The sequence below is a fragment of the Pollutibacter soli genome, assembly GCA_029269725.1.
In the GTDB taxonomy this organism is placed as follows: Bacteria; Bacteroidota; Bacteroidia; order Chitinophagales; family Chitinophagaceae; genus Pollutibacter; species Pollutibacter soli.
The window spans coordinates 585391-605651 of record JARJHS010000002.1 but is presented as its reverse complement, the minus strand read 5'-3'; the positions used below and the strand labels follow the sequence as shown (position 1 = coordinate 605651).

Genomic DNA, 20261 nt, shown 5'->3' with positions numbered 1-20261 from the left:
TAAATTAACCTCGCAAAAATATACAATTGAGTCTGTCCTTTCAACTGCCGCATCTTTTACAGAAAGTTAAAGACGCGTTAGTTCGTTAAACTGCTGACGTGCAAAAAGTTCAAGTTCAGGATAAAAAAGCTGGTAGAAATTTTTCAATGCGCTGTAATGCTTCCTGAAAAGCCGGAAAGCAGTTTCGCTTTCATCCATATAAAGCGCGCGATGCACCAATCCCTGAAAACTTCTCTGAACGCCTGATTCTAACCGGTAATTGTAAAGCCAATCCTGTTTTTGCATATATGGAAACATCCCAGCAAAACGAAGGGGAAAAACAGGTTCAAAAGTTGAAAGTGTTTTATAGGTAACAGAGGAAAAGAATTTTAATTTGTCCTCGGGATACCTTTCTTCATCTGTTGCCAGGAAATGATCATAAAGTACATCCAGGAAAGCACCGCTATACAGGCGATAGTGTGGCTGAAAAATTTTTTTTGCCTCATGATTCACCGGATGCTGATCTGTAAAATTATCTATCGACCTATGAAGATTAATTCCTTTCCGAATTTCTTCGCTGTAAGAAAATTTATCCTTTCCCTTTACAAAATCACTGATCATATTCCCGACAAGAATTTCAGGATGATCAAAAGAGAGAGAGGCATGAGCGAGGTAATTCATACGGGAAGTTAGGTTTTAGCTGAGTTTCGGCAATGTTGAAAGTTTAAAGTTGAAAGTTGAAGGTGAAAAGGGAGTACATTTTAGGTCAGTTTATCTTAATATTAATGCTCGTCCCCAGTATCTGCCGGCTGCTGCCTATTACCTAACGCCTATTTTTATTTCCCTATTTTTGCCGACCATAAATATTGATTATGAACAAGGGACCGATATCAGCATTCATACAACACCACTATCGACATTTTAATGCCGCAGCCTTAGTTGATGCAGCAAAAGGTTATGAACAACATCTTCTCGAAGGAGGCAAAATGATGATCACTCTTGCAGGTGCGATGAGTACTGCTGAACTGGGAGTGTCGCTTGCGGAAATAATCCGCCAGGGAAAAGTGGATATCATTTCCTGTACCGGTGCAAATCTTGAAGAAGATATCATGAACCTTGTAGCGCACACGCATTACCAGCGGATTCCTAACTGGCGTGATCTGACTCCACAGGAAGAATGGGGTTTGCTTGAAAAAGGATTGAATCGTGTAACAGATACCTGCATACCTGAAGAAGAAGCATTCCGTAAAATCCAGCATCATATTCAGAAATTATGGAAAGATGCCGACGCAAAAGGCGAAAGATATCTTCCGCATGAGTTTATGTACAAGTTGTTGTTAAGCGAAGTAATGAAACCCGATTATGAGACCGATCCTAAAAACAGCTGGATGATCGCTGCGGCTGAAAGAAATCTGCCGATCGTTGTTGGAGGCTGGGAAGACAGTACGATGGGAAACATCTTTGCTTCCTACGTGATAAAAAATGAAGTGAAAGCCACTACAATGAAAAGTGGTATCGAGTATATGGTGATGCTGGCTGACTGGTATCGCAACAACAGCGGAGGAAAAGGAGTTGGGTTTTTCCAGATTGGTGGCGGTATTGCGGGCGACTTCCCGATTTGCGTAGTGCCGATGATGTACCAGGATCTCGAATGGCACGATGTTCCGTTCTGGAGTTATTTCTGCCAGATCAGTGACTCAACAACATCTTATGGATCTTATTCCGGTGCTGTACCTAACGAAAAAATAACCTGGGGTAAACTCGGAATCGATACTCCAAAGTATATCATCGAAAGCGATGCGACAATTGTTGCCCCGCTGATTTTCGCCTATTTGCTGGGATGGTAAATTTTTTCGCCAGGTATCCGATACTTGCAAGTATCGGATACCTGGGAACTTTCACGAAGTTCAAAACAGATCCTGAAAAAATCAAGTGTTTTTTCTGCTATCGCAACAGAAAATTCTTTTGAAAAAATAAAAAAAGCCGGAAAAATTTTCCGGCTTTTTTTATTATCAACTAATGACTAATGAGAATCGGGTAAAGTGAGATCGCGCTTCATCATACTGTCCCGGTTGGCCATATCCCATGCGGTGTAAAATACCAGCTGCGCTCTTTTTGCGTACAAAGGATAGTTGATCTTATCCGGAGTATCTGTTGGTTTATGGTAATCTGCTTTCAGCATTCCATCATAATAGAAAATGATGGGTACACCTTTGCGCGCAAAGTTGTAATGGTCGCTGCGATAGTAAATGCGTTCTTTATCGTTTGGATCATTGAATTTGTAATCCAACGTAAGCCTGGTGAATTTTTTATTTGCAGCCTCGCTTGCTGGTTTCAGTTCGGTACTCAGTTTATCATCTCCGACAACATAAATATAGTTGAGTGAATCAGCTGTTGTTCTTTCTGTATCGACTCTTCCGATCATGTCAATATTGAGATTCGCAGTAACTTTTTCAAGATTGAGTGTCGGATGTTCTGAATAATATTCTGACCCCCACAATCCTTTTTCTTCGCCGCTCACTGTCATAAACAGAATACTTCTGCGGGGACCTTTACCATCGGCTTTTGCTTTTGCAAATGCTTTTGCAATTTCAAGAATACCAACCGTGCCGGAACCATCATCATCAGCACCATAGTAAATCACATCGCCTCTTTTTCCAAGGTGATCGTAATGTGCAGACAACACAAGCCATTCATCTTTTTTATCTGATCCTTCGATATATCCGAGCACATTTGTGCTTTCAAGTTTAGAAACTGTTTTGCTGAACATCAGTTCTGCATCAGTTTTTAGAACTGTAGGCTCAACTTTTTCATTGGATTGTTTTTTCAGATCTCCCCATTGTGCACCAGCAATTGATTCAGCAATTTTTTCAGAGATAAAATATGAGTTTGCGTACTGTGCGGGTCTGTACAAACTGGTGTACATATTTGATGAACCTGGTGTTGCTTTGCGAGGGAAACCCTGACCGATCATCAGCACCGCCGCCGCGCCTTTGTTTCGTGCATTAATCAGTTTGCCGAAAGTTCCTGCAGGCGACATCATGCCTCCTGATTTCGGTTTAAACCCCGAAGGAACCCCATCCATAATAAGAACAGCTTTTCCTTTTACATCCACATTCCCATAATCATCCCAGCTGGAATCAACGATACCATGACCCACAAAAACAATTTCTGAAAAATATTGATCAGCAGAAATGTTGAGTTGGGTCACCGGTTGAAATTCTGCATTCAGTTCCGCGGCTTTTCCATTGATTACTACTTTAGTCCCGAGCAATGAATCTTTATACACAGGAAAACCGAGTTGATAGTTTCCATTATTTCCGGGAATCAATCCAAGCGCTTTGAACTGTCCCTCGATATAAGTTGCAGCTTTTCTCTGACCTTCCGTTGCTGTTTCTCTTCCTTCCATTTCAGCACCTGCAATGATGTACAGTTGTTTCTTCAGATCAGCCTCAGTAATCAACGCAGCGTAGGGCTTGGGATTGGCCGGCTTCGGTTTCTTTTGGGCATAAACATTTAATGTTCCGGCAAAGGCCAGAAATAAAAGCGTTTTTTTCATGTATGTTTTTGATTTATTCAAAAAAAGCAGGCAAACTTATGGGCAAAACATAAGTTGTCCAACTTAAATCCATCAGTGGTGGAATTTATCTAAACACAGGCAATTTTATCGACCCTTACGGAATGTCTTCCACCCTGGAAGTTTGTTTCAATGAATTTATCAATCATTTGTTTAGATAAATCGACCGATACATAACGGGCCGGTATACAAATCACGTTCGCATTATTATGTTCTCTTGCCAGCTGTGCAATAGGTACATTCCAGCAAATGGCAGCCCTGATCTCCTGGTGTTTGTTTGCAGTGATTGCAACACCATTTGCTGAACCGCAAAATAGTATGCCCATACTGCATTCACCAGTGGCAACTGCATTTGCTACCGCATGTGCAAAATCAGGATAGTCAACGGAGTCGCGCGATGCCGTTCCGAAATCCTTCACATGAAAACCTTCTGCCTGTAAATAATGCAACAACTCTTCTTTATAATCAAACCCTGCATGATCGGAACCTATCGCGATCGGCATAAAAAGATTGAATGAATTATGTACAGTATGCATAACAGATGATTTTTACAAAGCTAGAAAAAAGCTGTGTGGTGTCAGGATGACTTAACAGTATTTTATCCCCTTATTTTCCGTCCTGTTACAGTCTTAAAATCAGATTAACTCCATTCAGCATCTGCCTTATCGCGGTCTTTTTTGACCCTTGCAGAAATGAAGATGGACATTTCATATAGCAGCATAAGTGGAACCACGACAATCATTAAACTACCGATGTCTGAAGATGGTGTGATTACTGAGGCAACAATGAGCAAAATTACATATGCGTATTTACGATAGGTACGGAGAAATGACGGTGTAATGATTCCCATTTTCGACAACACCCAGGAAGCCATCGGCAATTCAAAAGCCAGACCCGCACCAAGAGTAATATCAATCAATGTGTCAAGATAATCAGCTAATGTAGGACGATAATCCAGCATTCCGATATCTCCAATCGTGTAGTTTGCAAGAAAATTAAAAGTAAAAGGGGCAAGTAAAAAATATCCGAATGCAGCGCCAATAAAAAAGAACAGGCTTACCCAGAAAATTACTCCCCGAGTGTATTTAAGTTCACTTGGTTTAAGTGCGGGTCTTACAAATTTCCAGATCTCATAACAGAGATAAGGAACAGCTATTACAATTGCCGAAACAAACGCAATACCCAGGCTGGACATAAAAGTTCCGCTGACGCTGGTAACCTGGAGACTCATTTTAATCGGGGGAAGACAAATCGAATCACCGAGATTCAGCCAATGACTAAGAGAGCAAAGTGCGCGATAAGAAATAAAGTCATTCCGTGTCGGGCCCATGATCACGTTTGCGAAAATGGGGTCAATGAAAATGAAAATGACAATGGCGGCTACGATAACAAAGATCAGGGACCGCACGATATGCCAACGAAGCGCCTCCAGATGATCAATAAAGCTCATTTCTGCTTCATCCTCAGCTGCTTTGCCACGAATCTTTTGGAAAAAAGACTTTCTATCGGAAACGTTCTCTGCCAGAAAGAAAAATTTTTAGAGTGCCAAAGTTAACACTTGTACCCTTACCAGACTGAACATCTTTGCCTTTGAAGGGTGATATCTTGTTAAAAATTCAGGTGATCAATGAAAAATAATGATCATTTAAGAATTTTCATTTTAACCGTTTCAATTCGGGTTTCACTCACGTTCAGCACTTCAAATTCGTATTTACCGATAAAAATCCTGTCCCGCTGGCGTGGAATAGTTTCGTGCTGATTAATGATATAACCCGAAAGTGTTTCAGATTCATGAACCGGGAAATCAAAATCGTATTTCTCATTCAGGTAATCCAGCTCAAGTCTTCCTGAAAAAATATACTCCCCCTCAGCAATCTGCTTCTCAACAAACTCTTCAACATCATATTCATCTTTGATTTCACCGAAAATTTCTTCGAGGAGATCTTCCATCGTGATGATACCTGAAGTGCCTCCGAATTCATCCACCACCCAGGCAATGCTTTTGCGTTCGCGGGTAAATTTATTGATCAGATCGGTTGCGCTCATGCTTTCCGGCACAGCCGGAATCGGCAGCAGGATCGATTGAATTTCGGCAGGGTTTCTGAACAAACCCAGCTGGTGTACATAGCCCGCGATGTTATCGATATTGCTATCATATACGATGAGCTTACTCAGTTTTGTATCGATGAATTTCTTTTTCAGATCGACGATACTGGTTTTAATATCAACGGCTTCCACCTCTTTTCTTGGTACCAGGCACTGTCTGATCCTGATATTAGGGAGTGATAGTGCAGCCTCAAGCAATTCCGTATTCAACTCAGCATTTTCTTCAGAATGTTCTTTTGACTGCTGTATAAATTGCTCGAGGTCAACGCGGTTAAACGCGTCCTTTTCATCGTGCAAACGGATATTAAAAAGATACTTCAGCACCCATTCAGAAATGGATACAAAAACGGCTGCGATCGGGTATAACATCCCATAAAAGAAATTGATCACGGGAGCAAAAAACATGAGCAGCGTGTCATTTTTTGCCCGGAAGACTGCCCTGAAGAAAAACAGCATGATCAATGTAAAAATCGTTGAAATTATCGTTTCAAAAGTGATGCGGAACAATGGGATGTAGCTGGCAAGGTCATCATTGATCCGTTTTTCCACACGCTCCCAGGCCGGCGTAAGTATATCACCAATGAGTAACCCGTAGATCACAAGACTGACAATCAACCCGACCATAGTGGTGCCAATGAACTTGGCGGGAGAGTCCATGAATTCCGAAAGAATTTTTCCGCTGCGAAGACCCTGTTTCTTTTTGAGTTCGATGGGCAATTTATTCGCTGAAACAAACGCCACTTCAATACCGGAAAAAAATCCGACGAGCACAAACGCGATGATAATTCCAATCAGGATGATAAGCTCCATAAGGGAACAAATATAAGTAAGAAGTGAGAAGTAGGAAGTAAGAAGGACCTTCGTAAAATGACGTGTATTTTAACCGTATTTCCTGCGATAAACGAGTTTTTTATTGCAAATCATTGCTTTATAAATGATGAAATGTGCTTTAGAGCTTCCCGGCAGGCTTTGGAGAGTTCGTCATTAAGAATGATCGCATCAAACTGATCCTTGAAACTTAGTTCATAAGAAGCTTTATTTACCCGGGCTTCCAGGGATTCAGTCGTTTCGGTTCCGCGGGATAATAATCTTTCTCGTAAAACAGCAACTGAAGGTGGTTCGATAAACAGACTGAGGCTGGTTTCGGGAAACTGCTGCTTCACATGGATTGCACCCTTCACATCGATATCCAGTAAAGGAATTTTGCCCTGGTCCCAGGTTTTTTGCAATTCAGATCGAAGCGTTCCGTAATATTTTCCTTCATACACCATTTCCCATTCCACAAACGCATTTTCCTGGATATTCTGCCTGAAAGATTCCGGGCTCAAAAAGAAATAATCGACGCCATTCTTTTCGTAGGCCCTGGCTGCCCTCGTGGTAGCTGAAACCGAAAACGCGAGTTTATCCGGAATCGTTTCCAGCAGATAGCGTGTAATCGAAGTTTTACCGGCGCCCGACGGTGCGGTTATGATGATAATTTTATTTTGAAAAGTGCTCATGGGAAATGAAAACTTCCAGGTTCACTAAGCATTGATGCGTGTTATTGATGCTCCGAGCTTTGTGAGTCGTTGATCAATATACTGGTAACCGCGATCGATCTGTTCGATGTTCTGAATTACACTCCGGCCCTCGGCGCTTAGTGCTGCAATCAGCAAAGCGACGCCGGCACGAATATCAGGACTGCTCATGGTTATACCTCGTAATTTCTGTTCACGCTCGAGACCAATAACTGCAGCCCTGTGTGGATCGCATAGAATTATTCTTGCGCCCATGTCGAGAAGCTTATCTACAAAGAATAAGCGACTTTCAAACATTTTCTGATGAATTAGAACACTTCCTTTTGCCTGCGTGGCAACGACCAGTACAATACTCAAAAGATCGGGTGTAAATCCTGGCCATGGATGATCGTAAATGGTAAGTACAGATCCATCCAGGAAAGTTTTTATCTCATATATATCCTGTTGAGGAATGTAGATATCATCTCCACGAAATTCCATATTGATGCCGAGCTGACTGAATTTCTCAGGTATTACACCGAGATGTTCTATGCCGGCATTTCTAATTGTAATCTCACCCTGTGTCATGGCTGCAAGCCCGATGAATGATCCTATCTCGATCATGTCTGGTAACATCTTGTGCGTTGTACCACCCAGTGCATCAACACCTTCAATCCTGATCAGGTTGGATTTTATGCCGCTGATTTTTGCGCCCATGCGGTTCAGCATGTTGCAGAGCTGTTGAATGTAGGGTTCACAAGCTGCATTGTAGATCGTGGTAACGCCTTCTGCCATCACCGCAGCCAGGATAATATTTGCTGTACCGGTCACTGATGGTTCATCCAGCAAAAGGTTGGCCCCTTTTAATTTTGATGCTTCCAGATGAAAGAATCCATCTTCAGTATCATAGGTAAAGTTGACGCCTAGTTTTTCAAATCCGATGATATGTGTATCTAATCGGCGACGACCAATTTTATCACCACCCGGCTTTGGAATAAATGCTTTTCTGAACCTTGCGAGCAACGGGCCTGCGATCATAACGGAGCCGCGCAGGCGCCCGCTTTTTTTCATGAAAGTTTCACTGCGGAGATAATCGATATTAATATCATCGGCTTTAAAAATACAGGTATGCCTGTCGGGCCTGGAAATTTTTACACCCAGGTCGCCGAGTAATTCTATCAACAGATTAACATCGAGGATATCAGGAATATTGCCGATCGTTACTTCTTCCGAGGTAAGCAATACTGCACTAATGATTTGTAAAGCTTCATTTTTGGCGCCCTGAGGTGTAATCTCACCTTTCAGTTTTTTGCCGCCGTAAACTTCAAATGACTGCATGATTGAACAGGTAAGAACGGAGAGCGGTTTTATTTAAATCTTTTCTTTCCGAATTTTTGTTGCGGTCTGTTTTTGTTTCCGCCATTGTTATTACGCATTCCACCACCGCCACTACGCTGCTGGAAATTGCCGCCTTTGGGTCTTTTTACAAACCTGTCGTCACGCTCGCGATAAGCCTTTACAAACGGAGTATTCGTAAACTCCAGCTGGCCCTGTGTTATGGAGTTGAGTTCACTGCGGATGGCATCATCATGTACCAGTTCTTTATGCCAGTTATTATAAGCAAGCTTCATATAATAGGCAATAGCATTGGCGAAGCCAGAACGTTTCTCAGGCTGCTCTTCTTTCAGCGCTTTATTTATTACCGTCTCCAGATTCTTACCGAGATGAGAGTATTTCGGGTAACGCTTGGGGTAAGGTAAACGCTTGGGCTTTACTTTGAGTGATTCCCTTGTAGGAATCGGGTAAGGACTATTCACGTCCAGTTTAAAATCAGAAATGAGGAACAGGTGGTCCCAGAGTTTATGACGAAAATCTTCAACATTCTTCAGGTGTGGATTCAGGAATCCCATCAATTCAATAACAGCCTGCGAATTACGCTGCCTTCTCTCAGGATCTTCAATCGTAAGCAGGTGATCGATCATTTTCTGAATATGGCGCCCGTATTCCCGCATCGCGAGGTGATTCCGCGTAGTATTATATTCCATTTAAAGTTATTGGGTAAAAAACAAAAGTAATGAAATTAGGCAAAAGGCAACAGTAAGAAGCCAAGAGGAACAGCAAGTCTCTCATTATGATAGATTTTACCTTAAAGCCGGTTTTGACCGTTGGCTGGCTCAATCCTCCGAATCCATAATTGATTGCCGGCCTAAGGCTATTGGGTGTTTCCTCCTGCCTACCACCTGCCGCCGCCCCTAAAAAAGAGGCCACCCTAAAAAGAGCGGCCGGTATCGGGGAAAAGAAAATAACAGGTTTATTGCAGGGAAAGACGCGTCACGGTCTGTTCACCAGTCTGACGGTTTCGTACCCTCAGCCAATACACCCCCTGCTTCTGTCTTTTTGTGAGAGAAAGCTTGAGCGTGGTAGCTTTTGCACTCTGCATGACATGCTGTTCCAACACCTGGCCTGCAGTATTGACCAGCTGAATGTCCAGGTGTCCGGTTTGTGGACTTGCAAAATTGATTGTCAGGTTCTGCATTGCGGGATTGGGAAACACAATCGTGTTCATCACCGCATTTTCTTTAAATGAAAGAGCCTTTACAACTGAATATTTTGATTTTCCTTTTGAGTCAACCTGTCTTATACGAAAGAAATGTTCACTACCGGAAGTTCCCGGCTGAAAACTGTAATTGTAATAATTGGCCGCAGTGCCCTTAGCCACTTGCTCATTGATTGCATGAAAGTTTTTCCCGTCACTGCTGTATTCAACCCTGTAAGTTCTGGCATCACCATCATTGGATGTGTACCATTGAAGGTTGATGGTATTTTCATTTCTGAGTACTGAGAATCTTTCAATAGAATTTGATAATACGATATTCGGGCACCAGTAATAAACAAGACGGGAAAGCACCTGGCTTCTTGCAGCAGCGATCAGTCGGAAATTATCATTTCCCTGTGTCATCAGATAGCTACCGTTGTTGTAGTAGTTCAATGTGATATTATCTGTTCCGATATAAGGCACCACATTGGAGGTTGTCTGCGCCAGAAAACGACTGCGAAAAATAGTATCCGGCCCAATTGCTACCGCTGTATCGGGATCATATGCAGCCTGGCCAAGATCGTAGGGACCATATACCCTGTTTTCTGAAGAACCGACTGAAATCCCGGGACCTGTGAAATTGGTTACCCTGGTGTAATTCATCTCATATATGATGCGTGATGTACTGTCTCTGTTCACCAGGTCCATATTTAAGATGGTGGTTACCGATCCTGAAAGTCTTACACAGGATAAGAGTCCGACTGCAGGATCAAATTTTGCAAACACCAACGGTGTATTGAAAGGAAGAATACCACTTCGGTTTGCTGTTTGCACTACGGAATCAATCGGATCGCCGTTAGGACAGGAACATTGCGCGTGAGAATGTAAAGGGACGCCGGCACTGCATAGAATTACAGCAGAAATAATTATTGTGTACCATTGTTTCATAGGACGTAGATTGTGTGTTCATTGGATTAGATACGGATAACAGAGTAAAAGTAATACCCACTTTTTCCAATGTCAAGCTTTTTGTTTCCTTTACATATTATTAAAGTGGAAATACTAAAAAAAACTTCCTAAGGACCTGAATATCCAAGACAAATGAATATAAAATATTTATATTTTATAGTAATTATATAAGCATCTGACTATCATGCATGTTATCATAGATGCAGTATCAAATAATAGATTTGATCAGCAGTTGAATCCTGGTTTTTTAAAAAATTTGTTGAGCAACTGGACAGTTATTTTTCCTGATGACAAGCTATCTGTTGTAACAAATAATGGTATCGAACCAGAAACTGAGCAGGTTAAAATTTACCCGGTCCCTGGTAAAAAGAGCAGGTTCGGAAAGAAAAACATTTTCGGTCAGTCGATACCGTCATTGTGCATTGAATTAAAAGCAGATATTTTATTTTCACCTTTTTTAAATACTTCGACAGAAGTTGATATCCCGCAGATTTTATTTATTTCTTCTGATCTTGTTTCTGCCATCGAAAATTTTTCTGTGCCGAAAAGATGGCTGGAATTGGCAGCCTTAAAAAAGCAGATTGCTAATGCTGACTATTTCATTTTTTCCTCACATTATCTGAAGAAAAGGATCAGTAGCTTTCTTCAGATTCGGGAAGAACGAAGCACTGTTATTCATGAAGCTGTTGCGCAAAATACGGTTGTCGAATTAACTGCTAATGAACGGATCAAAGAGAAATATACTGGTAGTCGTGAATATTTTTTATACTGTGGCAATAGATCAGATAATGAAGCAATCATAAATATGCTTCGTGGATTTTCCGCCTTTAAAAAACGCCAGCAGACAAATATGTTGCTTGTATTTGCTGATCACCAACCCGGAACTCCGAAGTTCACTGAGTTGATCAATACTTATAAATTCCGCGATTCTATTGTAATTACCAAAGAATTGGACGAAGACGAAATCCGGATGCTTAGATCCGCGGCGTATGCAGCAATATTTCCTTTACTGGACGATAGTTCAGAATCAGCACTTATAAGAACTGCAGGCGTGGGCATCCCTGTGCTTTGCGCAGATATTCCCGGATACCGGAACCTGGATATCTTTTCGCCACTTTATTTTAATCCTGATCAACCAGAAGATATCAATCAGCAAATGGGATTAATTTTCAAAAATGAGAATAAAAGGAAAGAAATGGTGCAGCAAGGCATAATGGCTGGTGCAGATTTCAACTGGCCCGGCCGGGTAACCAGATACCGGGAAATTTTCGGGAAGCACCTCCATCGGGCGGGCATTCCTTAACTTTGGCCTTTTTACAGAATAAGATTCAACAATGGATGTCTCTACGATTACTATAGATGTTGCGCTGGACCAGAAAAAAATTCCCGAACAGATCCTTTGGAACGCATCACAGTCAAACTCCTCTGATCAGCAGGATGCTAAAGCCATGATGCTGGCATTCTGGGACGGAAAAGAAAAAGCTGCTCTCCGGATCGATCTCTGGACGAAGGAAATGATGGTCGACGAAATGGCTGACTTTTATTACCAGAATCTGATGACTATGGCCGATACCTTTGAACGGGCGACCCACCAGAAAGAACTGGTGGATGATATGAAACGTTTTGCAAAGAACTTTTTTGCTAAGTTCAAAGAATTGCAGAATAAAGCTATCGAGGAAGGCAGGTAGGCCTAGCCGGAAGGTTGTGAAGAAAAGTTGTAATTACACAATACTTAACAGGATTTTATGTCACTGGAATTAACCGTTAATGATCAGATTAAAAAAGCTATGCTGGCCAAAGATGAAAAAGGCTTGCGTGCGCTGAGGGCAATTAAGGCCGCTATTTTGCTGGCTAAAACTTCCGAAGGTGCAAAAGATAGTTTGAGTACAGATGATGAAGTAAAATTATTACAGAAGCTGGTGAAGTCCCGTAAGGATTCGCTTGAAATTTATGAAAAGCAAAATCGTGAAGACCTGGCTGTGAAGGAAAGAGAGGAAATTGAAGTGATTGAGAAATATCTTCCTGCACAGATGTCGGAAGAAGAACTGATGGAGGCCGTTAAACAGATCATTGCAGAGACCGGAGCATCTTCTCCCGCAGACATGGGAAAAGTTATGGGTCTGGCAACAAAAAAACTTACCGGGAAAGCTGAAGGGAAAGCGATATCGATGGTTGTAAAAACACTACTTGCAAAATAGATGGGATGGCTGTAGATATCGTTTATGTAATCATACTCGCAATGGCCTTGTTCCGTGGATTTTCCAGGGGTTTGATTATGGCGGTATTTTCTTTCATCGGATTTTTTATCGGCCTGGCTGCAGCTTTGAAATTATCGGCAACCGTAGCCAACTATATGCGGGAAAGCACAGATAAAGTACCGTCACAATGGTGGCCGGTGATTGCCTTTATTCTCGTTTTTTTATTAGTTGCGGTAATAGTCAGAATGATTGGCAAACTGGTGGAGAAAACGGTTGAGCTGGCTACGCTGGGTTGGATAAACAAAATAGGTGGCTTTCTGGTGTACGCTGTTTTGTACACTTTAATTTATAGCGTAGTTCTTTTTTTTCTGAGAGAGATGAGATGGTTGAGTGAGGAAACTATCGCCAAATCGGTTGTCTATACTTATATTGAACCCTGGGGACCATGGGTTATCGCTGCAATTGGCAGACTCATTCCCGCGTTTAAAGATATATTCGCTGATTTGCAGGAATTCTTCGGCGAAGTGAATAATCAAATAAAAAAATAAACTGCTGATTAACAAAGCATAATGAATAAAATAAGGTATAGTGTCCGGTTTTTATTTTCTTTGCGGCTGGGCCTTAATTGAATAGAAAAAATTATTTTAGCATTTGACGATTTGTAACCGCCATTCAAACTGATGTTGTACGAGATAAAACAGGACGCTAAATTTAAATTTATTGAGGAGGGCGAAGGTGAACCGTTAATTCTGCTTCACGGGCTTTTTGGCGCATTAAGCAATTTTGAAGGAATAATCGAATTTTTCCGACATCAAAAGAAGGTTATTGTTCCTTTATTGCCCCTCTTTGATCTTGATTTACTGCATACGACGGTAGGCGGGCTGGAAAAGTATGTTCATAAATTCATTGAACATCGCGGTTACACTAATATTCATCTTCTTGGAAATTCGCTGGGCGGTCATGTGGCTTTGCTTCATGTGCTGAAACATCCGGAGCGGATTCGATCCATAATACTTACAGGAAGTTCAGGTCTTTTTGAAAACGGAATGGGTGATACCTATCCCAAACGTGGTGATTATGAATACATCAAAAAGAAAACTGAACTGACATTTTATGATCCCCGGTCGGCGACGAAAGAATTGGTGGATGAAGTGTACGGGATTGTGAATGAACGGTTGAAAACCATTAAGATCATTTCCCTGGCTAAAAGCGCAATTCGCAACAACCTTGGTGATGAACTCAGCCAGATTAAACAACCCACTTTACTGATCTGGGGAAATAATGATGCGATCACCCCGCCTTTTGTCGGGCATGAATTTCAAAAGCTCATTCCCAACAGTGAACTATACTTCATCGATAAATGCGGACACGCACCAATGATGGAAGTACCAGACGAATTTAACAGGATTTTACACCTCTTTTTACAGAAACTGAACGAGCCAGCAGCAGTTACGAAATAATTGTGGTCTACATTTGTTTCAGACACTGTCGGAACTACAATGTTTTGCGGACAACTTATATCATCAGAAGTGACCCCGAGGTCTTTAAGAGATTCGGTGGGCTATGTTTTAGCCCAGATGGATGAGCTTAAGCTCAGTCATTTACCCGTTATGGATGGAGAAAAATATCTTGGTCTTATCGCGGAAGATGACCTGCAGGATTCCGGGACCGAGACTTTACTCGAGGAACTCCAGGATTATTTTATCCATTCTTCTGTACAGGTAAACGACTATTTTCTGGTAGCAGTTAAGGTTGCTCACGTTATGCAGATTGATATCGTTCCGGTGATGAATGAGAAAAAAGAAATGGAAGGGGTGATCCGGCAGGATAGTCTGTTCCGGGAGCTGGCACATCTCACAGGAGCTGAAGAATATGGTTCTATGGTCGTCGTGGAGATGGATCAGAAAGATTATTCGGTTGGAGATATCAACCGTCTTGTGGAATCAAATGATGCAATCATTACACAACTTAATACCTGGTTCGATAAAGCATCCCATACCCTTACGGTGGTATTACGGATCAATAAAGAAGAAATTTCTGATATTGTGGCTTCTTTTCAGCGCCACGAATATACCGTAAGATATTATCTGGGAGAAGAGCTTTTCCGCAATGAACTGCAATCCAACCTGGACCACCTGATGAATTATCTTAATATCTGATTGACCTTTTCTAACCTTCAGCTGACTGAGCCAACAAACCCCTGCATCAATTCGTTTTGATACCGGGTCTGAAAATTGTTATTGCCCTAATTAAAAGAGATTCCCTATTTTAACATTTATGCCTGGACCGTGGAAATATGCCTTTGTTGTTGCGCTGGGGGTCCTGTTTTGCAATTGTATAAAAGCACAGGAAACGAAAGAAGAAGTTTTTGAGGATGACAAGATCTTAAAGAAGTCCTACCTCACCATCAGGGAGATTTTCATAAAAGGAAATAAGAAGACAAAAAGTTATATCGTCGAAAGAGAGGTAAAGCTGGTTCGTGGACAGGCTTATGCCATTTCTGACATCCTTGCCAATATTCGCACGAGCCGGCAAAACTTAATGAATACCTCACTTTTTGTGGATGCAACGGTTGATTTTACCAACTGGGTTAACGACTCTCTCGATATCGTTGTTGATGTGAAAGAACGTTGGTACTTTTTCCCCGTTCCTTATTTCAGACCGGTGGATCGTAACTGGAACGTCTGGATCAACCAGTATAAAGTAAGTTTTGATCGTGTCAATTATGGTATAAAATTCAACTGGAACAACGTTACCGGGCGTAATGATAAAATAAACATATTTCTGATCAACGGGTACACAAGGCAGATAGCGGCCAACTACTACAACCCGTACATCGATAAGAAACTCGTTCATGGTCTCGGTGCCGAAATATCTTACGGACAAACGAGGGAAATTAATTATACGACCCGGGCAAATCAGCAGGAATTCTTCAAGGATGAAAACAAATTCATCAGGGAACAAATGTATTTCGGCCTTTCCTACTCATACCGCAAAGGGTCCATCGCACGGCATTATGTAAAAATCGGTGTAGCAATGGATCGTGTAGCCGACACCGTTGTAAAACTGAATCCAAAATATTTTGAGTACCAGAGAAGCAGTATGATATTCCCGGAAATAAGATACCGCTATCAATATCTGAACGTTGATTATATTCCTTATCCCAGCAAGGGTTATACTTTCGAGTTTGATTTTCTCAAACGAGGTTTTGGAAAAGACAATATGGACCTCTGGCAATTCCGTGTAAGAGGATCTAAATATTTCCCGCTTCCATGGAAACTCAATTATGGGATTATGGCGGAAGCCAACCTGAAACTTCCTTTCGATCAGCCCTTCTATAATCAACCATTACTCGGATATTCAGACTCCTATCTGCGCGGCCTTGAATATTATGTTGTTGACGGCGTTGCAGGAGGATTTATACGTAACACCCTGAGAAAAGAACTCGCTTCATTTAAATGGAAAACAGGACTTAAATCAAGAACATACGGTTCGATTCCATTTAAAATTTATGCGAAATTTTATGGTGATGCAGGTTACGTATACAACAAAAACAACGTCACCGGTAATATGCTGACAAATAAGTTTATGTATACCGGAGGCTTCGGAATTGACATCCTTACTATTTATGATGTGGTTCTTCGTTTAGAGTATAGTTTTAACCAACTCAATGAAAGAGCTTTCTTCTTTCATAAAAATGATTTCTGATCCTGACCTGGTGTTTATCAATTTTCTTAACGGCCGATCCGTTCTGATTTAATTAAAGATGCTTACTTTCAATTCCTTTTTCTTCCCGCCTGCAGCCTGTTTCGTCCGCAGGTGCATAAAACGAAATTAAAGCCAGTAATTAATGAAGATTGCAATTTATAGCCGTGGTGGTGAGCATATACAGCTGGCGGATCTGCAGAATTTAACCGATGCACTCAATGCTGTCAAAGTGAATCCCGTTGTACACGAAGATATTTTTAACCAGTTCAGAAATGAGCTGACTAACGTAGAGGGATATACGACTTTCGCCGATTCTGAAGACCTTGATGATTCGTTCGATTGCCTGATCAGTCTGGGTGGTGACGGTACCATGCTTGATACAGTTACACTGGTGCGTGATAAAAACATTCCTGTTCTAGGTGTAAATTTTGGCAGGCTGGGTTTTCTTGCCAGCCTGGGTAAGGAAAACCTTGAAGCTGCAGTGCAGGCTTTGGTCACCCGGTCTTATGCCGTTGATAAAAGAACGCTTGTGCACCTGGACGCAAATATTCCGATGTTTGGTGAAACTCCCTATGCACTTAATGAATTTGCGATTCACAAACGGGAAACATCGCCGATGATAAAAATTCATACCTATCTCAATGGCGAATTTCTAAATACCTATTGGGCCGATGGCCTTATCGTTTCAACACCTACCGGCTCCACAGGTTATTCGTTGAGTTGTAACGGCCCCGTTGTTTTTCCTGAATCGCAGAGTTTTGTCATTACGCCTGTAGCACCGCATAACCTTAATGTGAGACCTATTATCGTACCTGATAACAATATCATTTCCTTTGAGGTAGAGGGCCGTACGGACCAGTTCATTTGCGCACTGGATTCACGGAGGGAAACAGTCGGTAAACAAGTGCAGCTCGCCGTTAAAAAAGAAAATTTTACCATTAGCCTCGTTCGACTGCATGAAAAGAATTTTCTTCAGACCCTCCGCGAAAAGCTCGCCTGGGGCTTTGACACGCGTAACTGATGAAGTTATAAGTTATAAGTAATAGGTTTTATGTAACAGCAATCGAATGTCTGACCATCCCTTACACTTAAAACACACTACTCCACCAGGTGGTAGATTGCTGGGTAAGGTACCAGGGAAGATACTGCGGCTGTTTACCTGTATCAATCCACTTAAAACGTACAACCTGGCATAGCCTGCTAACCTATAACATAATACTTAAAACACAACAACTTTGAATTTAGGCTTTCATTAAGGAAGAAATAAATAGTACTTTCGTTATTTTCACCATCATGAGATTCTTAAGCCTGATCTGTATTCTACTCTGCTGGCAAATGAAAACTCTTGCTCAGCCACAATCTTTTGTTAATGAAGGAGAGGTGGGTGTATCCATCGGTGCTGCTCATTACTTCGGGGATCTTAACAATCGGGCCGGGTTGAACAGACCTAAATTTGCAGCCGGCATCTTTTTCCGCAAACAGTTTGGAGACTATGTCGCTGCACGTCTTGCAGGCCATTATGCTCAGCTCGGTTACTCTGATATCTACAGCGATAACGAATTTCAACGCCGTCGTAATCTCAGTTTCAATACCAATCTCTGGGAACTGAGTCTCCAGGGTGATTTCAATTTTTTCCGTTTTGTTCCGGGCAATCCTGAATATATTTTCACTCCATATGTAACCATGGGTATCGGTCTTTTTAACTATGATCCCTATGCTTACCTGGATGGTACGAAATATTTCCTGAGACCATTGGGAACGGAAGGACAGAATACAAATCTCCCGGATCGTCCGAAAGCTTATAGTAATATGGGCATTTGTTTCCCTATTGGTATGGGTATTAAATACAATCTGACAAGTAATATTAATGTTGGTTTTGAAATCAGTTATCGGTTTACAAACACAGATTATATTGATGATGTAAGTACAACTTATGCCGGTGCAGATAAATTCACGCCAAACTCACCAGCTTTTCTGTTACAGGACAGATCATACGAAACCGGCACTCCTATCGGTACTGAAGCAGGCAGACAACGTGGTTTCAGCGGCCAGCGTGATCAGTATGTGATGGCTGAAGTAACCGTTGCTTTTTCGATAACTTCCTACCGTTGTCCTAAGCCTAAACTGTAAAATAATTTGTTCTCAGAATATTTTGATCCGCCGGGCATCCGGCGGTTTTTTTATTGATATGACAGGTGAAGACGTTTGTGAAAAAAATTGTTTAATCACGAAACGGATAACGATTTTTCCCTTCCTGTTAATTGCAATACCTGATGGCATAATCGATCTCATTTCCAAATCTGGAAAAATTATTCGTAGATTAATTGTCCTGTTTTACCCGATATAAATCAATGATCATGCTTTATCTTTTTTCCAGGAAGAGCATTTACACAGCAGTTTGTTTTTTACTGATGTGTTTTTTTGAAACTACAGCACAAACGGATACGGTGATATTTAAAAAGCATATTCTTTCAAATGATTTTATTTCTGAAGGTGTTGCTGTTGGTGATGTAAACAACGATGGAAAGATTGATGTACTCGCTGGAGATTTTTGGTTTGAAGCACCGAACTGGAAAAAACACACGATTGCCAATGGCAAGGTGTACAGCGTTAAAACAGCCTACGCAAATTCTTTTCTGAATTTTTCACTGGACGTAAATCTGGATGGCTGGGTCGATCATATTGTTTTGGATTTCCCTGGTGAATCCGCATTCTGGTATGAGAATCCGAAAGGCAAGGATCAGTACTGGAAACAGCATGTGATTTATAAAACCGTAGGCAATGAATCACCAGCTTTTGAAGATGTGGATGGAGATGGAAGAAAGGATCTCATTTTTGCAGATCCTGCACGAAAGCAAATGGCCTGGATGAGTGCACCAACGAAGAAAGGTGATACAGCATGGACATACTATCCTATCAGTGAAAAAAATGTTGCGCCAAGAAGATGTTACCAGCACGGACTGGGATGGGGTGATATGAACAATGATGGTCGCGCAGATCTGATTACGGTTGCAGGATGGTGGGCAGCACCTCTTGATCCTAAACAATCCGACTGGGAATATCATCCCGGATATATTGGAGAACCTGCTTCGCAGATGTTTGCAAAAGATGTTAATGGCGATGGTAAAACGGATGTGATCAGTGCATCAGCGCACAAGTTTGGTATTTGGTGGCATGAGCAAACAACTGATGACCTTGGTCAGCAGGATTGGGCATACCGTACCATAAGCTTTGTCACTTCACAAACGCATGCTGTTTCATTAGTTGATCTCGATGGCGATGGCAGTTCTGACTTTGTCACCGGCAAAAGATATTTCGCTCATCTTGAAAGAGCGAATAATCGCAGCACAATTGATCCAGGCACATATGATAGGCCTATACTGGTATGGTTCAAACATACTCCAGGGAAAGCACCTTTCTGGAAAGAGATCGTAATCGATGACGACAGCGGGGTTGGAATAAATATTGTAACACAGGATATTATAGGAAATAAGAAACCGGATATCATTATTGCGAATAAGAAGGGAGTGTTTGTTTTTGAGAGTAAGTAGTAAGTAAGTGAGTAGTAAGAAGAAGAAGGAGTTTATAGTTTATAGGAACAACCGGCTGTTCTGTTGTCTTTTGCCTCCTGCCTTTTGCCTTGTTGTTTGCTACGACCTTCGGCCTTTTTTCTCCTATCTTTGCGGAATCGC

20 protein-coding genes are annotated in these 20261 nt (G+C 41.6%); 11 read left to right on the top strand and 9 right to left on the bottom strand.

All coding sequences use genetic code 11. The features are described 5' to 3' along the window. Nucleotides 1–66: 66 nt before the first annotated feature. Nucleotides 67–660 carry an acyl carrier protein phosphodiesterase gene (locus P2W82_RS07085; RefSeq protein WP_336515156.1) on the bottom strand — a complete coding sequence of 198 codons (594 nt, stop codon included), beginning with the start codon at nucleotides 658–660 and terminating at the stop codon, nucleotides 67–69. A 191-nt stretch (nucleotides 661–851) separates the two neighbouring features. On the opposite strand from P2W82_RS07085, the gene P2W82_RS07080 reads away from it, so the two are divergent. Then, nucleotides 852–1826: a deoxyhypusine synthase family protein gene (locus P2W82_RS07080; protein WP_336515155.1), complete on the top strand. Its 975-nt coding sequence runs from the start codon at nucleotides 852–854 to the stop codon at nucleotides 1824–1826. Between the two features lie 176 nt (nucleotides 1827–2002). Here the strand turns inward: P2W82_RS07080 and P2W82_RS07075 are convergent, their stop codons facing one another. From P2W82_RS07075 to P2W82_RS07040, 8 genes are all read right to left on the bottom strand, one after another. Next, nucleotides 2003–3538: a M28 family peptidase gene (locus P2W82_RS07075; RefSeq protein ID WP_336515154.1), complete on the bottom strand. Its 1536-nt coding sequence runs from the start codon at nucleotides 3536–3538 to the stop codon at nucleotides 2003–2005. Between the two features lie 89 nt (nucleotides 3539–3627). Continuing rightward, the gene (gene rpiB / locus P2W82_RS07070) at nucleotides 3628–4092 is read right to left on the bottom strand and encodes a ribose 5-phosphate isomerase B (RefSeq protein ID WP_336515153.1); all 465 of its coding nucleotides are present in this window, start codon (nucleotides 4090–4092) and stop codon (nucleotides 3628–3630) included. Nucleotides 4093–4196: 104 nt separating this feature from the next. Then, nucleotides 4197–5006, bottom strand: coding sequence for a twin-arginine translocase subunit TatC (gene tatC / locus P2W82_RS07065; protein WP_336515152.1), 810 nt, complete (start codon nucleotides 5004–5006; stop codon nucleotides 4197–4199). Between the two features lie 191 nt (nucleotides 5007–5197). Next, nucleotides 5198–6472 (bottom strand): hemolysin family protein, encoded by a 1275-nt coding sequence (locus P2W82_RS07060; protein ID WP_336515151.1) that lies wholly within the window; start codon nucleotides 6470–6472, stop codon nucleotides 5198–5200. A gap of 110 nt (nucleotides 6473–6582) precedes the next feature. Continuing rightward, complete coding sequence (gmk, locus tag P2W82_RS07055; protein ID WP_336515150.1) at nucleotides 6583–7161, bottom strand: guanylate kinase; 579 nt, start codon at nucleotides 7159–7161, stop codon at nucleotides 6583–6585. A gap of 24 nt (nucleotides 7162–7185) precedes the next feature. Next, on the bottom strand, nucleotides 7186–8496 hold the full coding sequence (gene murA / locus P2W82_RS07050; RefSeq protein WP_336515149.1) for a UDP-N-acetylglucosamine 1-carboxyvinyltransferase: 1311 nt from the start codon (nucleotides 8494–8496) through the stop codon (nucleotides 7186–7188). Nucleotides 8497–8525: 29 nt separating this feature from the next. Then, entirely contained in the window at nucleotides 8526–9203 is a 678-nt protein-coding gene (locus tag P2W82_RS07045; RefSeq protein WP_336515148.1) for a DUF4290 domain-containing protein, read from the bottom strand. Nucleotides 9204–9469: 266 nt separating this feature from the next. After that, nucleotides 9470–10642: a T9SS type A sorting domain-containing protein gene (locus tag P2W82_RS07040; protein WP_336515147.1), complete on the bottom strand. Its 1173-nt coding sequence runs from the start codon at nucleotides 10640–10642 to the stop codon at nucleotides 9470–9472. Between the two features lie 205 nt (nucleotides 10643–10847). Between P2W82_RS07040 and P2W82_RS07035 the strand changes: the two genes are divergently transcribed. From P2W82_RS07035 to P2W82_RS06990, 10 genes are all read left to right on the top strand, one after another. After that, the gene (locus P2W82_RS07035; protein ID WP_336515146.1) at nucleotides 10848–11966 is read left to right on the top strand and encodes a glycosyltransferase; all 1119 of its coding nucleotides are present in this window, start codon (nucleotides 10848–10850) and stop codon (nucleotides 11964–11966) included. A gap of 31 nt (nucleotides 11967–11997) precedes the next feature. Continuing rightward, a complete protein-coding gene (gldC, locus tag P2W82_RS07030) occupies nucleotides 11998–12351 on the top strand; it encodes a gliding motility protein GldC (protein ID WP_336515145.1) in 354 nt (117 codons plus the stop codon). A 57-nt stretch (nucleotides 12352–12408) separates the two neighbouring features. Then, nucleotides 12409–12861, top strand: coding sequence for a GatB/YqeY domain-containing protein (locus tag P2W82_RS07025; protein WP_336515144.1), 453 nt, complete (start codon nucleotides 12409–12411; stop codon nucleotides 12859–12861). 5 nt (nucleotides 12862–12866) lie between these two features. Next, entirely contained in the window at nucleotides 12867–13409 is a 543-nt protein-coding gene (locus P2W82_RS07020) for a CvpA family protein (protein ID WP_336515143.1), read from the top strand. Between the two features lie 132 nt (nucleotides 13410–13541). Next, nucleotides 13542–14321 (top strand): alpha/beta fold hydrolase, encoded by a 780-nt coding sequence (locus tag P2W82_RS07015; RefSeq protein ID WP_336515142.1) that lies wholly within the window; start codon nucleotides 13542–13544, stop codon nucleotides 14319–14321. Between the two features lie 69 nt (nucleotides 14322–14390). Beyond that, a complete protein-coding gene (locus tag P2W82_RS07010; protein WP_336515141.1) occupies nucleotides 14391–15020 on the top strand; it encodes a CBS domain-containing protein in 630 nt (209 codons plus the stop codon). 118 nt (nucleotides 15021–15138) lie between these two features. Then, nucleotides 15139–16569: a POTRA domain-containing protein gene (locus P2W82_RS07005; RefSeq protein ID WP_336515140.1), complete on the top strand. Its 1431-nt coding sequence runs from the start codon at nucleotides 15139–15141 to the stop codon at nucleotides 16567–16569. A 142-nt stretch (nucleotides 16570–16711) separates the two neighbouring features. Beyond that, complete coding sequence (locus tag P2W82_RS07000) at nucleotides 16712–17590, top strand: NAD kinase (RefSeq protein WP_336515139.1); 879 nt, start codon at nucleotides 16712–16714, stop codon at nucleotides 17588–17590. A gap of 272 nt (nucleotides 17591–17862) precedes the next feature. Then, nucleotides 17863–18699 carry a type IX secretion system protein PorG gene (gene porG / locus P2W82_RS06995; protein WP_336515138.1) on the top strand — a complete coding sequence of 279 codons (837 nt, stop codon included), beginning with the start codon at nucleotides 17863–17865 and terminating at the stop codon, nucleotides 18697–18699. Between the two features lie 227 nt (nucleotides 18700–18926). Then, entirely contained in the window at nucleotides 18927–20120 is a 1194-nt protein-coding gene (locus tag P2W82_RS06990; RefSeq protein WP_336515137.1) for an FG-GAP-like repeat-containing protein, read from the top strand. Nucleotides 20121–20261: the final 141 nt, after the last annotated feature.

Bases quoted from the DNA above. Each gene is read 5' to 3' on its own strand.
- gldC (WP_336515145.1), top strand. From the start codon at position 11,998: ATGGATGTCTCTACGATTACTATAGATGTTGCGCTGGACCAGAAAAAA.
- rpiB (WP_336515153.1), bottom strand. From the start codon at position 4,092: ATGCATACTGTACATAATTCATTCAATCTTTTTATGCCGATCGCGATA.
- P2W82_RS07015 (WP_336515142.1), top strand. From the start codon at position 13,542: ATGTTGTACGAGATAAAACAGGACGCTAAATTTAAATTTATTGAGGAG.
- porG (WP_336515138.1), top strand. From the start codon at position 17,863: ATGAGATTCTTAAGCCTGATCTGTATTCTACTCTGCTGGCAAATGAAA.
- P2W82_RS06990 (WP_336515137.1), top strand. From the start codon at position 18,927: ATGCTTTATCTTTTTTCCAGGAAGAGCATTTACACAGCAGTTTGTTTT.
- P2W82_RS07040 (WP_336515147.1), bottom strand. From the start codon at position 10,642: ATGAAACAATGGTACACAATAATTATTTCTGCTGTAATTCTATGCAGT.
- P2W82_RS07025 (WP_336515144.1), top strand. From the start codon at position 12,409: ATGTCACTGGAATTAACCGTTAATGATCAGATTAAAAAAGCTATGCTG.
- P2W82_RS07060 (WP_336515151.1), bottom strand. From the start codon at position 6,472: ATGGAGCTTATCATCCTGATTGGAATTATCATCGCGTTTGTGCTCGTC.
- P2W82_RS07000 (WP_336515139.1), top strand. From the start codon at position 16,712: ATGAAGATTGCAATTTATAGCCGTGGTGGTGAGCATATACAGCTGGCG.
- P2W82_RS07035 (WP_336515146.1), top strand. From the start codon at position 10,848: ATGCATGTTATCATAGATGCAGTATCAAATAATAGATTTGATCAGCAG.
- P2W82_RS07075 (WP_336515154.1), bottom strand. From the start codon at position 3,538: ATGAAAAAAACGCTTTTATTTCTGGCCTTTGCCGGAACATTAAATGTT.
- murA (WP_336515149.1), bottom strand. From the start codon at position 8,496: ATGCAGTCATTTGAAGTTTACGGCGGCAAAAAACTGAAAGGTGAGATT.
- gmk (WP_336515150.1), bottom strand. From the start codon at position 7,161: ATGAGCACTTTTCAAAATAAAATTATCATCATAACCGCACCGTCGGGC.
- P2W82_RS07005 (WP_336515140.1), top strand. From the start codon at position 15,139: ATGCCTGGACCGTGGAAATATGCCTTTGTTGTTGCGCTGGGGGTCCTG.
- P2W82_RS07085 (WP_336515156.1), bottom strand. From the start codon at position 660: ATGAATTACCTCGCTCATGCCTCTCTCTCTTTTGATCATCCTGAAATT.
- P2W82_RS07045 (WP_336515148.1), bottom strand. From the start codon at position 9,203: ATGGAATATAATACTACGCGGAATCACCTCGCGATGCGGGAATACGGG.
- P2W82_RS07080 (WP_336515155.1), top strand. From the start codon at position 852: ATGAACAAGGGACCGATATCAGCATTCATACAACACCACTATCGACAT.
- P2W82_RS07020 (WP_336515143.1), top strand. From the start codon at position 12,867: ATGGCTGTAGATATCGTTTATGTAATCATACTCGCAATGGCCTTGTTC.
- tatC (WP_336515152.1), bottom strand. From the start codon at position 5,006: ATGAGCTTTATTGATCATCTGGAGGCGCTTCGTTGGCATATCGTGCGG.